At 67.6% G+C, this 13,978-nt stretch carries 14 protein-coding genes and 1 pseudogene; 7 read left to right on the top strand and 8 right to left on the bottom strand.

Features of this window, described 5'->3' with window-relative positions:
- The first annotated feature begins 31 nt into the window (after positions 1-31).
- The gene (locus IT182_19270; protein MCC6165492.1) at positions 32-652 is read left to right on the top strand and encodes a class I SAM-dependent methyltransferase; all 621 of its coding nucleotides are present in this window, start codon (positions 32-34) and stop codon (positions 650-652) included.
- A gap of 103 nt (positions 653-755) precedes the next feature.
- Here IT182_19270 and IT182_19265 read toward each other — a convergent pair whose 3' ends face one another.
- The 4 genes and pseudogenes from IT182_19265 to IT182_19250 form a co-directional block, all read right to left on the bottom strand.
- Entirely contained in the window at positions 756-1,124 is a 369-nt protein-coding gene (locus IT182_19265; protein MCC6165491.1) for an FKBP-type peptidyl-prolyl cis-trans isomerase, read from the bottom strand.
- A 175-nt stretch (positions 1,125-1,299) separates the two neighbouring features.
- A complete protein-coding gene (gene folB, locus IT182_19260; protein MCC6165490.1) occupies positions 1,300-1,674 on the bottom strand; it encodes a dihydroneopterin aldolase in 375 nt (124 codons plus the stop codon).
- 7 nt (positions 1,675-1,681) lie between these two features.
- Positions 1,682-1,933, bottom strand: a pseudogene (locus IT182_19255) (hypothetical protein).
- On the bottom strand, positions 1,872-3,083 hold the full coding sequence (locus tag IT182_19250; GenBank protein ID MCC6165489.1) for a beta-lactamase family protein: 1,212 nt from the start codon (positions 3,081-3,083) through the stop codon (positions 1,872-1,874). Before IT182_19250 ends, IT182_19255 begins: the two are co-directional and overlap by 62 nt.
- 114 nt (positions 3,084-3,197) lie before the next feature.
- Here IT182_19250 and IT182_19245 point away from each other — a divergent pair, with 114 nt between their 5' ends.
- The 4 genes from IT182_19245 (at position 3,198) to IT182_19230 (ending at position 5,220) form a co-directional block, all read left to right on the top strand.
- Positions 3,198-3,455: a type II toxin-antitoxin system Phd/YefM family antitoxin gene (locus tag IT182_19245; protein MCC6165488.1), complete on the top strand. Its 258-nt coding sequence runs from the start codon at positions 3,198-3,200 to the stop codon at positions 3,453-3,455.
- Complete coding sequence (locus IT182_19240; protein MCC6165487.1) at positions 3,443-3,766, top strand: type II toxin-antitoxin system RelE/ParE family toxin; 324 nt, start codon at positions 3,443-3,445, stop codon at positions 3,764-3,766. The genes IT182_19245 and IT182_19240 overlap by 13 nt, the downstream gene beginning before the upstream one ends.
- A gap of 84 nt (positions 3,767-3,850) precedes the next feature.
- The gene (locus IT182_19235; protein MCC6165486.1) at positions 3,851-4,666 is read left to right on the top strand and encodes a GNAT family N-acetyltransferase; all 816 of its coding nucleotides are present in this window, start codon (positions 3,851-3,853) and stop codon (positions 4,664-4,666) included.
- A 110-nt stretch (positions 4,667-4,776) separates the two neighbouring features.
- Positions 4,777-5,220, top strand: coding sequence for a hypothetical protein (locus tag IT182_19230; GenBank protein MCC6165485.1), 444 nt, complete (start codon positions 4,777-4,779; stop codon positions 5,218-5,220).
- A 29-nt stretch (positions 5,221-5,249) separates the two neighbouring features.
- Here the strand turns inward: IT182_19230 and IT182_19225 are convergent, their stop codons facing one another.
- Genes IT182_19225 through IT182_19210 form a run of 4 tightly spaced genes read right to left on the bottom strand, consistent with a single transcriptional unit; the run spans position 5,250 to position 10,358 of the window.
- Positions 5,250-6,824, bottom strand: coding sequence for a ribulokinase (locus IT182_19225; GenBank protein ID MCC6165484.1), 1,575 nt, complete (start codon positions 6,822-6,824; stop codon positions 5,250-5,252).
- On the bottom strand, positions 6,821-8,089 hold the full coding sequence (locus IT182_19220; GenBank protein MCC6165483.1) for an MFS transporter: 1,269 nt from the start codon (positions 8,087-8,089) through the stop codon (positions 6,821-6,823). Before IT182_19220 ends, IT182_19225 begins: the two co-directional genes overlap by 4 nt.
- Positions 8,090-8,115: 26 nt before the next feature.
- Positions 8,116-8,964, bottom strand: coding sequence for an HAD-IIA family hydrolase (locus tag IT182_19215; GenBank protein MCC6165482.1), 849 nt, complete (start codon positions 8,962-8,964; stop codon positions 8,116-8,118).
- Positions 8,961-10,358 carry a sn-glycerol-1-phosphate dehydrogenase gene (locus IT182_19210; GenBank protein MCC6165481.1) on the bottom strand — a complete coding sequence of 466 codons (1,398 nt, stop codon included), beginning with the start codon at positions 10,356-10,358 and terminating at the stop codon, positions 8,961-8,963. Before IT182_19210 ends, IT182_19215 begins: the two co-directional genes overlap by 4 nt.
- Between IT182_19210 and IT182_19205 the strand changes: the two genes are divergently transcribed.
- Entirely contained in the window at positions 10,332-10,979 is a 648-nt protein-coding gene (locus IT182_19205) for a sigma-70 family RNA polymerase sigma factor (protein MCC6165480.1), read from the top strand. The genes IT182_19210 and IT182_19205 overlap by 27 nt on opposite strands.
- Positions 10,980-11,046: 67 nt before the next feature.
- A complete protein-coding gene (locus IT182_19200) occupies positions 11,047-13,962 on the top strand; it encodes a serine/threonine protein kinase (GenBank protein ID MCC6165479.1) in 2,916 nt (971 codons plus the stop codon).
- The last annotated feature ends 16 nt before the right edge of the window (positions 13,963-13,978 follow it).

Here is a 13,978-nt window from a genome sequence, read left to right as displayed (position 1 = left end):
AACGGGTCGACCAGGTCCGGGAACGCATGACATGAAACGCGCCGACCACTGGAATCACGTCTACACGACGAAGGCCGAGCAGGATGTGAGCTGGTTCGAGCCGCTGCCGGCGATCTCCCTCGAGATGCTGGACGATGCCGGCATGACGGGAGAGACGTGCGTGCTTGATGTCGGAGGTGGCGACTCGCACCTGGTCGATGCCCTGACGGCGCGCGGCCTCGATTGTCTGGCGGTACTCGATGTCTCGGGTGCCGCGCTCGACCGCGCGAAGTCGCGCCTCGGGTCGACGGTGCGCACGCCTATCTGGATCGAAGCCGACGTCACGGGCGAATGGCAGCTGAAGCCGATGGACATCTGGCACGACCGCGCCGTGTTCCACTTCCTGACGACGCCCGACGATCGGATGCGCTACAAGCGACACCTGATGGACACGCTGAAGCCGGGAGGCAGCGCCATCATCGCGACGTTCGCGCTCGATGGACCCGAGCGGTGCAGCGGCCTGCCCGTGCAACGGTATTCGCCGGAGTCGCTCGCCGCCGAACTCGGACCGGACTTCGACCTGCGCGACGCGCGCCCGCACGTCCACACGACGCCGTGGGGCAGCGCGCAGTCGTTCCAGTACTCCCGCCTGTCACGCCGCCACAGCTCGTGACCAACAGGTTGAAAGCCGTTCGCTCCATCCCCAATCAGATGGAGGCCACTCTCCTATGGGGATGGAGGCCAGGGGTTTCAACCCCTGGCAACTCGTTGGCCGACTACGACTCGATGCGGATCAGCTCGACGTCGAACACCAGCATGCCCGCTGGCGCGCCGGGGCGTCCGCCGTAGGCCAGGTGCTCTGGAATCCAGAACCGGCGGGTCTCGCCTTCGACCATGAGCTGCACGCCCTCGGTCCAGCCGGCGATCACCTGGTACAGGCCGAACGCGATGGGCTCACCACGGCTCACCGAGCTGTCGAACATGCGGCCATCGGTGGTCCAGCCGGAATAGTGAACCAGCACGCGCGAGCGCGGGCCGGGATGTGTGGTGCCGGTACCGGCTTCGAGCTGGCGAGACGCCAGCCCGCTCGGGGTGGTCGTGGCATCAGCAGGAGGAGCAGCAACGTCTGACGGCGCAGGAATCATCCCGTAAGTATGTCCTCATCGTCGGCGCCACCCTCCAGATCGCACGATGCACCGCCATCAATACCGCGACGTGGAGCCGACCGAAGCCCTCCGCCAGTGATAGTCGCCCAAGCGTGTGGCGCACGTGCTGCGACGTGACGGCGATCGAGGCCGCGCGGGCAGGGCTGACGTGCGCTCAGCTCGGTCGCGACCACCGCGTGACGACCGACACGTCTTCCACCATGCGCATCGCGTTCGGCTTGTGCACTTCAACCGTGGCGCTCAGGACTCGGCTGTCGGCGACGGCCGCGTCGAGCACCGTCGCGGCGAACGACTCGAGCAGGCGGAACGGGCGGGCGGTGGCTGCGATGATGCGATCCCTGACGGCACGGTAGTCGATCGTCGCGTCCAGGCGATCGGACGCTGCCGCCGCCTGGATGTCGAGCTCGAGCCACACGTCGACGATGAGCGGCCGTGGCGCCGCCTGCTCTTCGTCCGTCACGCCGATCCACGCGTCGAAGCGCAGACTCTTGATGCGGATCGTTGCGAGACGGGTGTCTTCCCTGGTCATGCGCGTGTCGCAGTTCCTTCGCTGCCGCCACCATGTGCGAGGGAGCGGCCTCGACTTCCGTCCAGCGTCGCGTCTTCGATCCGCGATCCGGGTTGACCCACAGCCGCTCCACCGGAATGACCGCCTTCGCTCGGTACAGGAGAGCGACATCCCGGCGGCCGTCGGAAAGCGCGGCAAATGGAGCCACGCTCGGATCCTCAGCGTCCGGGCTCGGCAAAGATCTCGAGGACACGACCTCCCAGCGAGGCCGTGTCGGCATGGGACGTGTTCGACATGATGGCGATCACGATCCCGCGTTCGGGCCATGTGATGAACGTGGCAACCATTCCGCCGCGCAACTCGCCATCGGTCTCGATCACGTCGGTCGGCCGGCCGGCGACGGTGACGGTTTCGAGGTCCCAGCCAAGCCCGTAACCAGTCGGTGCTCCCGAGTCCAGGCGTTCGGACGCCTGCAACCGCGCCACCGTGTCGGTCTTCAGGAGTCCACCGCCGTTGACGGCGAGACCGAAGCGCACCATGTCGGATGGCGTCGAGATGATAGCTCCAGAGCCCGAGAAACAGGAGAAGTCGACAGGACTCGGTTCCTGCGGGCCGTAGCGGGGATTGGCCGCGAATCGCGGGAAGTAGTACGTGGCCATGTCGGCCGGCGGCCCGCTCACGCCATCGATCGTCGTGTGACGCATACCGAGCGGTTCGAGGATCCGCGTTCGCACGAACGTCGCGTACGATTCGCCGGCGGCCGCCTCGATGGCGACCGTGACCAGCCGCCATCCGAAGCTCGAGTAGTGAAACGTCGTGCCAGGCTCGAAATGCTGCTTCCGGGTGGCGAATCGCTCGAGGCCATCGGCAGGCGCGTCGCAGTGCAACAGCATGGGCTCTTCGTCGCCTGCGTCGCCTTCGATGCCCGCGGTATGCGCCATCAGGTGGCGTACTGTCACCGGCCACTGCTTCTCCGGAAACACGGGGACGTACGTCTGGATCGCTTCGTCGAGTTCGAGTGTGCCCTGCTCGATCAGCATCCCGGCGGCGGCCGCCGTGACCATCGTCGAGGCACTGCCGATGCGGAACGGCGTGTCCGGCGTGAACGGCACGCGCCGTTCGACATCGGCCCATCCGAATGCCTCGGCCCATACGAGCTGTCCGGCAACGCCGACGGCAACCGAGACACCGGGAAGGTTCTGGCCGGCGATGCCGGAGCGCAGGATTTCACGCGCCCGTGCAACGGCATCGTTCCACCTCGTCGATGGCAACTGATGCGCGACCGACGGCACATCCTGCGGCGTCGGGTAGTAGACCGGAGCCGTGGCGCTGGAATACACGAACAACCCCGACACCGCCATCACCAGCGCGCCGATGCCCAGCACGATCAGCGTCAGCCACGTCTCCGCTCGGTTCCACCGCTTCGCCACGCGTTCAGTGCCTTCCCGGCTCGAGACGCTTCCATGCGCATGAGCCTCTTCCACTGCGTCAGAATCCTGCAACAGCGTAGCGCCAGATCGATAGTGATACTGTAGTATCACTTCATGCGTACGGAACTCGTCACGACACTCAAACGACAGGCGACCGAACTCCTCTCGGACATCGAACGGGACAGGGAACCCATCCTCATCACCCAGCACGGCCTGCCGAGCGCCTACCTGGTGGACGTCGAGAGCTACGAGCGCATGCAGCAGCGCATGGCCGTGCTCGAGGGCATCGCCCGGGGCGAACAGGCGATCGCCGAGGGGCGTGTCGCCACCCACGCGCAGGCCAGGAAGCGTCTCGGCAGATGGCTGAAATAGTCTGGTCGGAGCCGGCCCTCGGCGATCTGGATGCCATCGCCGACTACATCGCCCTGGAGAATCCGGTTGCCGCATCCGAGTTGGTTGCACGCGTCTTCGGCCATGTGGAGCAGCTGGCCGCTCACCCGGAGAGCGGGAGTCGACCATCGGAACTCGGACGCTCGCGCTATCGGCAGATCGTCGAGCCGCCGTGTCGCGTGTTCTACCGCTTCGATGGACGCAGGGTGTTGATTCTGTACGTCATGCGCTCGGAGCGCCTGCTTCGTCCAGGACGGCTCTCGTCGAGAGCCAGACAAGCCGGGAATCCGTAGAACACGCCCGACCGGCAACAGCGTAACGCCATGCCTTGCTCGACAAGACGTCGGCGCTCTGTGCGAAGCTCTTCGAGCGACACCATGGCTTATCCACTCGTCGATCACGCCCTTGCCATCCGTCTCGAGCGCGCCGAAGGCGCGATCGGGTGCCGCTTCGTCGAGGCGCGGGCCGCGCTGGTGCCCGATCTCGGCGCGTGCTGGCAGGACATCGACGGTGCCTGGGCGATTTTCGACGGCGTCGGCTCACCGCTGACGCAGTCCTTCGGCCTCGGTCTCGACGTGGCGGTACGAAACGACACGCTGATGGCCATCGAGGCATTCTTCGCGGCGCGTGGCGTCCAGGCCGAGCACGAGGTGAGTCCGCTGGCGCTCGGCGATGCTCTTGGTGTCCTGACAGCTGCCGGTTACGAACCGTTCGAACTGACCAGCGTGCTCTACCGACCGGTGGCTGGCGGCGTGGCGGCGCCTGGCGACGATGCGCCTGCCACACGCGCCGTCGACGCGGATGAAGCGGATGCATGGGCCGAGGTTGCCGCAGACGGCTGGAGCGACACGCCGGAAGTCGTGCCGTTCGTGCGCGCGGTCGGTGGCGTCTACGTGCGCATGCGCTCGGCGACGTGCTACGTGGCCGAGCACCACGGCGAAGCGGCCGCAACGGGTGTGCTGGCCATCCACGACGGCGTGGCCGTGCTGGCAGGTGCGAGCACGCGGCCGGCATTCCGTCGCCGCGGAGCGCAACTGGCACTCCTGAGTGCACGTCTCGACGAGGCGTCGAGCCAGGGCTGCGACCTGGCGATGATGTCGGCACGGCCGGGCAGCGCCTCGCAACGCAACGCCGAACGGCACGGTTTCCGGATCGCCTACACCCGCATCAAGTGGCGGCGACGGGAACCTTGAATCAGAGGAAGCCGAGTTGGTGGGCGCGCAGGACCGCCTGCATACGATCCTGACGATCACTCCGGCAGCCGGCAGCGCGCTACGATGATCGCCGCGAGACGATGAGACGTGTGACGAACCCTCTTGCGGCGATCGGTCTCGGAGGCTTGCTGGCCGGCCTTGGCGACTTCCTGTTCGCCCTCGCCTACTACGGCACGGGGCTGCGCGTCTTCCAGAACGTGACGGCCGGTCTGGTCGGCCGTGAGGCCGCGTACGCCGGCGGCGTGCCGGCGTACGTCATCGGCGTCGTGCTCCACTTCCTGATCGCCACCATCTGGGCCGCCATCTACGTGTTCACGACGCGGATGGCACCATCGCTGAACCGCCGGCCGATCCCGAGTGGGTTGCTGTACGGTGCGATCGTCTTCTACGGCATGAACTGCATCGTCCTGCCGCTCTCGGCGTTGCGCGCCGCGGCGTGGCCGCCGCCGTGGGCGCCCGTGCCACTGGCGATGCACATGCTCGTGGTCGGACTTCCGATCGCAATCGTTGCAGCCCGATCCCGCGCCGCCTAGCTATAGCTATAGCTATAGCCAGCAGCCGTTCAACGCGCGTTCGAAGCCATGCTGCGAAGTGTCGGTAGCACCTTGCCTATTGCTGCCGGAGCGGACTCCGGCTGCCCGAACGCCTGGTAGACGGTCCGGAACATCTCGAACAGTTCGTCTGCCGTTCGTGCGGACGCGTCGTCTGGCTCGATCGTCTCGTAGGACAGGCACAGCGCCCGCTGCGCCTCTTCCACCGACCGGAACGTCCCGGCCGCCAGGAAGGCGAAGACCGCCGAGCCCACGCTCGTCGGGTCGAACGTCGGCACCAGGATGGGCGTGTTCAGGATGTTCGCGTACACGCGGTTCAGCACGGCGTTGCGTTGCGGAATGCCGCCGGCGTTGATGACCCGCCGCACCGGCACGCCATACTCCGCGATGCGCTCCAGGATGATCCGCGTGTGGAACGCCGTGCTCTCGATTGCGGCAAACAGTTCATCGGCGGCCGTGTGCTGCAGGTTCCATCCCAGCGTGACGCCGCCCAGGTGCGGATTCGCGAGGACGCAGCGATCGCCGTTGTCCCACGCCAGGCGCAGCAGTCCCGTCTGTCCCACGCGGTGCGACGCGATGGCTGTCGTCAGTTCGCTCAACGTCGCCCCTGACCGCCGCGCGATGGCGTCGAACAGGTCTCCAGCCGCCGACAGTCCTGCCTCGATACCCGTATACGCCGGGTGAATGGACCCCTCCACCACGCCGAACACACCGGGGATCAGTGTCGTCTTCTCGGTGATCGCCATCACGCACGTGGATGTGCCGATGACGTTGACGAGGTCGCCCAGGCCGATGCCGGCACCGATGGCATCCCAGTGCGCGTCGAGCGCACCGAACGGGATCGGAATACCCGCGCGCAGACCCAGTCGCCGCGCCCATTCAGGGCACAGCGCTCCCGCCTGCACGTCGCTCTTCTCATAGCGGCCGTCGAGCTTCTCCCGCACGCCAGCCAGCAGCGGATCCACGCGCGTCAGGAACTCCTCGGACGGCAGCCCGCCGAGCGACGCGTTCCACATCCACTTGTGCCCCATCGCGCATACGCTGCGCGGCAGGTCGGCCACCGTGGTGACGCCGCACAACGTGGCCGTCATGAAGTCGCAGTGCTCGATGGCCGTGGCCATGCGCGCGCGACGATCGGGATTATTGACGAGCCAGTGCAGCACCTTCGAGAGACCGAACTCGGACGAGTAACTGCCGCCGCACCACTCCAGCGCCGGCAGCGCCGTGTCGCGAGCGGTCTGCGTGATCGCGGCTGCCTCACGCCACGCCCTGTGATCGCACCACACGTAGTAGTCGTCGAGCGGTTGAAGGTGGTCGTCCAGCGGCACGATGGTCGAGCCCGTCGTATCGACAGCCAGCGCCGCGACGTCGTGGCCATCGATGCCCGCTGACGCGATCGCCTGCAGCATGGCCGATTCGAGCGCCGTCAGGTGGTCGGCATGGCTCTGCGTGGCGAAGTCGGGATCCTCACGCCGGCGGTGCAGCGGATACGTCGCCGTGCCGGTGCCCAGCCTGCCGCGCTCGCTGTCAATGATCGAGACGCGAACGCTCTGTGTGCCGAAGTCGATCCCCGCGACAACGCTCATGCTGTGACTCCCTCATCCTTGGGCAGCGTCAGGAACAGCGCCATCACGGCGCTGACCAGGTACAGACCTGCATAAATCCACATGACGACGCCCACGCCATGACTCTTCCAGAACAGCGACAGGATGCCCGGTCCGAGCCAGTTCGACGCGCCGGCCCCGAGGTTGAGCAGCGACATCGCTGCGCCCTTGCTCTCAGGGGCGAGCGACGGCATCAGCGCCGACAGCGGGACGTACCCGGCCAGCGTGGCGCCGTACAGCACCGCGGCCAGCACGACGAGCCAGTAGTTGGCCGGGCCGCTGAGTGCGGCGTAATAGAGCAATAGCGTCGTCGCCGTGCAGCCAACGCCGCCGCAGAAGGCCACCGTCTGCCGCCAGCCCAGTCTGTCGCCGATGATGCCGAACAACAGGTTCCAGATCACGTTGCTGATGAACATGTAACTGAGGATGCGGAGCCAGTCGCCTTCGGCGAACCCGATCTCGGCCAGCCACACCGGCATGAAGACGACGAATCCCTGCTGCGCCGTCGTGTTGATCATGCGGACGATGCATCCGACCAGCGTCTTCGGATGACGCCCCGCGATCGAGATGCTGGAGAGCAGCGTCTGGAGTGGGCGTGCGCCAGGCCCCGCCAGACGCTGCGCGCCCGTCGGCTCTCGAAGGCCGAGAAGCGCGACGAGCCCGCCGACGATCACGATCCCCAGCGACAGCCACAGCGTTTCGAACCTGCCGACGGTCGCGATCGCCACGTCGGCGACGCGGGGACTGAGCGCCAGCAGGCCGCCCGTGAACGCGAACCAGAACCATCCCATCGACGTCCCCAGCCGGTGTCGCGGCGCCGCCACGGAGATCCAGACCAGGAATCCGAACGCGAACAGCGGATACCCGAAGCCACGCAGCGCGTACATGGCCATGATCAGGGGGAAGTTGCCGGGCCCGAGGCCGAGCACGAGAAACGCCACCTCGAACGCCACCCAGATGGCGAGGCCGATCGCCATCACCCTGCGCGGGCTCAGGAGGTCGGAGAGCGCGCCCGAGAGCCACGCCGCGATGGCCGTCGTGAGGCCGTAGGCGGTGAAGACCCACGCCGCACCATCCTTGTCGGCGATGCCCTGATCGATGAGGTACCTGGAGAGATAGCCGAGTTCGATGCCGTCCCCGATCATGAACAGGAACAGGCCCACGTATCCCCATGCGAGCGGTGGATGGATGCCGATGCGATCGAGGATCGATCGCGGAGTCGGGTCGAGCGCGTCTGCAGCCTGCATCTCTCACTCCGTACGCGTCACGTGGGTCACTTCACGATGCGGTTGGCGCCTGCGCCGCGCGCGTCTCGCGCGCGAGACAGCATGACGCCCAGTTCCCCGACATCCTGGACGATGACATCCGGTGGCGATGCCATCGCCGCGGCGTCAGCCATCGTCGCTTCGCCGCTGAGCACGAGCACCGACACCGCGCCAGCCAGTTGCGCCATCGCGATGTCGGTATACAGCCGATCGCCCACCATCGCGAGCGAGTCGAGTGCCACGCCCTGCCGGCGCGCCAGGTCGATCAGCATGTTCGGATCGGGCTTGCCGAGCACGACGGGCGTCCTGCCCGTTGCGGCAGACAGGCACGCGCAGATCGCACCGCAGTCGACCAGCACCGTCGCCTCGTCGGTCGGACACACGAGGTCGGGATGTGTGGCGATGTACGGAAGGCCCCGGCTGATCCCGTACGCGGCCCGGCACAGCCTGTCGTAGTCGAGCGTCGTGTCGAAGCCGACGATCACGGCTTCGCACTCGTCCCAGCCGACGGAGAATCCTGCTTCTTCGAACTGTCGGCACAGCGATGGCGTGCCGAGCACGCCGAGTCGCGTCACATCGGGAAGGACGTCCGCAAGATACGCAATCGTCGAATCGGCAGGCGTGTAGATCTCGGACTCACTCGCGGCGATCCCGAGGGCCTTCAGCTTCTCGACGTAGTCGCGCGTGCTGCGGGACGTGTTGTTCGTGAGGAACGTGTACCCGATCCCGAGGACACGCAATCGTTCGAGGAAGGGGATCGAGACATCGAACAGGCGATCGCCGCGATACAGGGTGCCGTCCAGATCGAGCACGACATGCCGGATCGCCTGCAGGTCCTTCGCACCGGTATCGGTCATGCCAGGGTTGCCCTTGCGCCCCAGCTGCCATCGGGAGCGAACAGCGCGTCGACAGTCGTATCGAACTCTCCGAACAGCATCGCCACGTCGAGCACGGTGAAGCGGCGACGGATACAGTACGCCTGCCGATAACTGGTACGCAATCGCTGTCGCGAGATTCCGATTTGCTCAGGCTCGCACGGACAACCGGCCCGCCGCAACATCTCCTGCAGCCGTTGGAATGGAGTCAGTTGCGCCTGCAGGCGCGGCACGAGCTGCGGCCACGCGCGGCGCAGGCGTTCGAGCTGATCTCGCAGGCGCTCGCGATCCGGATACTTCGCCAGCGTCTCCTCCACGGCCTTGTCCGCGAGCTCGCCCGGTTCGAAGTGGCGGCGGACCTCCCGTTCGAGTGCGTCAGCGGCGGGCCATCGAGCAACGAGTTCAGCGACAGGCGTCGCGCCCAGTCCACGCTGGAACAGTTCGTCGTACAACGCCGTCGACGCCAGCGTCCCGATCCCCACCTTGAACCCGTGCGACGGTGCCACACCATCGTGGGTGTGGTGCTGCATGTCCCAGAGGTGACTGAACTGATGGTCCGCGCCTGATGCCGGCCGGCTCGTGCGCGCTGCCTGCATCGCGAACCCGCTCATCATCAGACCGTTCACCAGATTGCGCAGGGCGACGGGATCGCCGGCGGCAACGTCATCGGGCGACGACACCCAGTCGTGCAGCAATCCCTGCACGGCCTGCCAGACAGCAGGATCGATCGGTTCGATGCCCGCCGCGTCGGCGACGATCCAGTCGGCACCGGCGGCGATCTTGGCCAGGAGGTCGGCGTACCCCGACGCGTTCAGGCCTGCTGGCGCCTTCGCAATCGTCTCGAGATCGGCCGCCACCGCCAGCGGGGCCGGACACTCGAACGTCTGCTTCGAGCCCTTGTACGTGATGGAGGCACCGTATGCGGTGTAGCCGTCCATCGACGCGGCCGTCGCAACGGCCATGTATGGGCGGCCCAGCCGATGCGCGACGAGCTTGGTCAGGTCGTTGATCGTTCCCGACCCGACAGCCACGGGAATGCCAGGCGTTCCCTGGAGTGCCGCCTGCAGCTGCCGCACGCACCGATCGTCGGCGTAGACGTCGGGCCCGAAGATGAACGGCTCGTCGACGCGCGCACCGGCGCGGCGGAAGCTGTCGAGGACATCCGCGCCGGCCGCCGCATACGTGTTCCGATCCGCGACGACAATGGCCTCTCGATCGGCGAACAGCTCAGGACGGCCGAAGATCGCCGCCACGTCGTGTCGCACCCCTGCCGCGCAGGACAGGTGCTTCGTATCGCTCGCCGCTCGCAGGGCGCTGGCGATCAGGTCGTGGCTTTCCACCGCGGCAGTATGTCCTGCTCGCGCTCGCGTTACCATCCCGTCGTGCCTGCTCACGACGACCCTCCGGTCACCTGGCCGCGCGACACGGCGGGCGAGGTGACGCTCGCGCTCCAGGCATGGCGCGACGGAGCACCGGGAGCGCTCGATCGCCTGGTGCCACTGCTCTACCAGGATCTCCGCCGCCTCGCCCGTCAGCGCCTCCGATCCGAGCGCGACGCACACACGCTCGGAACGACGGCACTCGCTCACGAGGCGTACATCCGACTGTCGTCGCAGCGCCATCTCCAGCCCGCCGATCGTGACGCGTTCTTTGCCGCCGTCTCCAACACCATGCGACGCGTGCTCGTCGACCATGCGCGCGCCCGGCGGCGCGTCAAGCGCGGCGATGGCGTGTCGCCCGTCCCTCTCGACGAGGTCGAACCTCTTCTGCCGGAACACGCCATCGACGAGACGCTGGCGCTCGATGCCGCGTTGACCAGACTGGCGGCCACCTTCCCGCGCGCCGCGACGATCTTCGAGCAACGGCTGTTCGGTGGCCTGACCAACGACGAAGTGGCGCAGGCCATCGGCGTCTCGCCCAAGACGGCCCAGCGCGACTGGGAAGCCGCACGGGCGTGGTTGCGCAAGGAGATCGGCCGCGGCGTGCCCACACCGTGACGCAGCGCGGCCAGCCAGTCCGACCATCAGGCACTCGAGACAACGCCAGTAGCTGACAGGGGTCGACGTGACCCCACCCCTTGCCGAGGAGAAGCTCGTGTCAGACGAACAGGTCCGGACGCGCGTGTGGGAACGGTTGTCGGAGCTGTACGAACAGGCGATGGCCCTCGGGCCGGACCAACGTGCCGCGTTCGCCCTCGACGCGACCGGCGACGAGCCCGACCTTCGCCGCGAGTTGCTCGAGATGCTCGACGTGCCCGCGGCGGAAGTCGACTTCGAACTCGAACGCTGGATGCGTGGGCAACAGGACGTCAGCCGCGCCGAGAACAGCCGCGTGGGTCCCTATCGCGTGATTCGGGAGATCGGACGCGGAGGGATGGGCGAGGTCTATCTGGCCGAGAAGACAGATGCCCCGTACACACAGCAGGTGGCGCTCAAGATCCTCAGGACGGGTCTGACCGGCCGTCATGCTCTCGAGCGCTTCGCGCGCGAGCGCCGCATTCTCGCGCGCCTCACCCACCCGGCCGTCGCGCCGCTCCTCGATGGCGGACTGGCAGACGACGGACGTCCCTATCTCGTACTCCAGTACGTCGACGGTGAACCCATCACACGCGCCGCAGACGCGCGCCGCCTCGACGTGCGCGGCCGGCTGCGTCAATTCCTTCAGGTGTGCCGGGCCGTGCAGTACGCCCACGCGCGTCTCATCGTGCACCGTGACCTGAAGCCGTCGAACATCCTCGTCACGCCGGAAGGCGACGTGCGGCTGCTGGATTTCGGCATCGCCAAGGTTCTCCAACCGGATCCCGCGGAAGAAGACGGCGGCGTGACGCGTGAGTTGCCCGCACCGATGACACCCGAGCGGGCGGCGCCGGAACAACTGCGCGGCCAGGCGCCGTCTCCGGCCACCGACGTGTGGGCGCTCGGGGTGCTCCTGCACGAGCTGCTGACCGGCCGGCTGCCTCACGAGGTCTCGACTCCGGCAACGGCCGACGACATCGTGACGCGAGATCTGCCTCGACCGAGTCGTCTCGTGCTGAAGCACACGAGTGTCGCGGCACCGGAGACGCTGGCCGCGAGCCGCGCCTCGACGCCGACCGAGCTGTCGCGCATGCTGCGCGGCGACCTCGACACGATCGTCGCGAAGACCCTGCAGCCCGATCCCGAGCGGCGCTACGAATCGGCGGGCCGGCTCGCCGACGATGTCGCGGCGTGGCTCGACGGGCGACCCGTGACGGCACAGCCGGACAGCACGTGGTACCGCGCGTCGAAGTTCATGCATCGTCATCGGATGGCCGTAACGGCGGCGGTGGTGGCGCTGCTGGCCGTCCTCGGAGGCGCAGCCATCGCCGTGTGGCAGGCCCGCGAGGCTCGTGTGGCCCAGCAGCGGGCAGAGAGCGTGGCGGGCTTTGTCGCCTCGATTCTTCGCGACGCCAATGTGGATGCCCCGGACAGTCAGTCGCCACTGCTGGTCGTCGATCTGCTGCGACGCGCGCACCAGCAGGTGTCCCAACTCCAGGCGCCACCCGAAGTGCGCGTGCAACTGCTGAATCTCATCGGCGACGGGCTGCGCGGTTTCGGACGATCGAACGAGTTCGACGCCGTGGTCGCCCAGGCCGAGACCGAAGCCGCCGCCGCGCTCCCCGTCGATCACCCGGAAGCCCTGCACGCGCGAATGCTGCGCGCCTCGTCGCACATGCAGCGCGGCCAGCCTGTCGAGGCCACCGCGGTGCTCGACGCGATCGTCCCGCTGATGGAGCGTCGCCCGGACGCGAGAGCCCTGGACCTGGCGCGTGCGTTGCGCCTGCGCGCCGACGTCGCCATCGTCGGCGGGAAGTACGCCGACGCGAGTGCGGCGGCGCGGCGAGCCATCGAGTTCGGCGAACGATATCTCGGCAGGAATCACCAGGAGACCGCGGCGTCATGGCGCACGCTCGGCGAAGCGCTCCAGCAGGCCAAGCACTCCGAAGAGGCTGTAGAAGTGTCTGCGCAGGCCCTGGAGCGCACGCTGTCGGCGCATGCGAGCCAACCCAATCACCCGTGGGTACTTGGCGCGCGGGAACTGCGCGCCAAGGCCCTCGCGGACGCTGGCGATCTCGTACCGGCGGTGACCGAGCTGCAGCAGGCACTGGCGATCAAGATCGCGATGCAGGGCGAATCGTCGCGTGGCGTCGGCATCAGCACCCACAACCTGTCCGGCAACCAGATGCGCATCGGTCGCCTGGCCGATGCGATCGCGAACAACACCAAGGCACTCGCGATTCTCGAACAGCATCTCGACGCCGACGCGCTCGACTTCGTCCACGTGCAGAACCTGCGCGGCATGCTCATGGCGCTCGTCCGGCGCGGAGACGATGCCGTGACTGCCATCGATCGCGGGATGAAGGCGACGAGGGACTTCCTGGGCCCGACGCACCCGATCGTGCTGAGCAACAGGACGTATGGCGCGCTCGGCCACGCGTACGCGGGTCGCTTCGCGACGGCCACGCGCGAGATCGACCAGGTGGTGGCTGACATGCGCGCGGCGGGCAAGCCTGTCGCGCGTGTCCTGTTCATGGCCGGGCGCCTCAACGCGCTGGCGGGGCGCCGCGACGTTGCGCGTCAACAACTGGAGGAAGCGGTGGAGGTGTCGGGCACGGTGCCAGCCGCCGCGCGCGATGTCGCGCAGATGCACGTCGATCTGGCGCTGCTGGCCGCCGAGGACGGAGCGCCCGAGGCGAGGGCCGCTCTGGAGCGAAGCCTCGCTCGCTTGCGCGAGCTGTATCCGGTGGAGACGCCTGCGCACGCGGACGCGCACGTGGCACTCGCCCGGATCGATCTTCGCGAAGGGCAGCCAGACGACGCACTGGTCCATGCGGATGCCGCCGCAGCCGTCTGGCGGCAGCTCTCGCCCGAGAGCCGGTGGCTGGGTGAGGCGCTGTCGCTGCGCGCCAGGGCGCTGGACGCGACAGCTCACACGGGGGATCGCTCGCGCCGATTGCCGTGACCAACGGTCGCCACGA

This window comes from Acidobacteriota bacterium, assembly GCA_020845575.1.
Classification (GTDB): Bacteria; Acidobacteriota; Vicinamibacteria; order Vicinamibacterales; family Vicinamibacteraceae; genus Luteitalea.
Note: the sequence above shows the minus strand (reverse complement) of the source record. Positions and strands in the feature narration are given on the sequence as shown.

Coding starts and splice junctions, on each gene's coding strand:
- folB (MCC6165490.1), bottom strand. CDS start 1,674: ATGACCAGGGAAGACACCCGTCTCGCAACGATCCGCATCAAGAGTCTG.
- IT182_19205 (MCC6165480.1), top strand. CDS start 10,332: ATGTCCTGCTCGCGCTCGCGTTACCATCCCGTCGTGCCTGCTCACGAC.
- IT182_19265 (MCC6165491.1), bottom strand. CDS start 1,124: ATGATTCCTGCGCCGTCAGACGTTGCTGCTCCTCCTGCTGATGCCACG.
- IT182_19235 (MCC6165486.1), top strand. CDS start 3,851: ATGGCTTATCCACTCGTCGATCACGCCCTTGCCATCCGTCTCGAGCGC.
- IT182_19245 (MCC6165488.1), top strand. CDS start 3,198: ATGCGTACGGAACTCGTCACGACACTCAAACGACAGGCGACCGAACTC.
- IT182_19210 (MCC6165481.1), bottom strand. CDS start 10,358: ATGGTAACGCGAGCGCGAGCAGGACATACTGCCGCGGTGGAAAGCCAC.
- IT182_19240 (MCC6165487.1), top strand. CDS start 3,443: ATGGCTGAAATAGTCTGGTCGGAGCCGGCCCTCGGCGATCTGGATGCC.
- IT182_19225 (MCC6165484.1), bottom strand. CDS start 6,824: ATGAGCGTTGTCGCGGGGATCGACTTCGGCACACAGAGCGTTCGCGTC.
- IT182_19270 (MCC6165492.1), top strand. CDS start 32: ATGAAACGCGCCGACCACTGGAATCACGTCTACACGACGAAGGCCGAG.
- IT182_19215 (MCC6165482.1), bottom strand. CDS start 8,964: ATGACCGATACCGGTGCGAAGGACCTGCAGGCGATCCGGCATGTCGTG.
- IT182_19220 (MCC6165483.1), bottom strand. CDS start 8,089: ATGCAGGCTGCAGACGCGCTCGACCCGACTCCGCGATCGATCCTCGAT.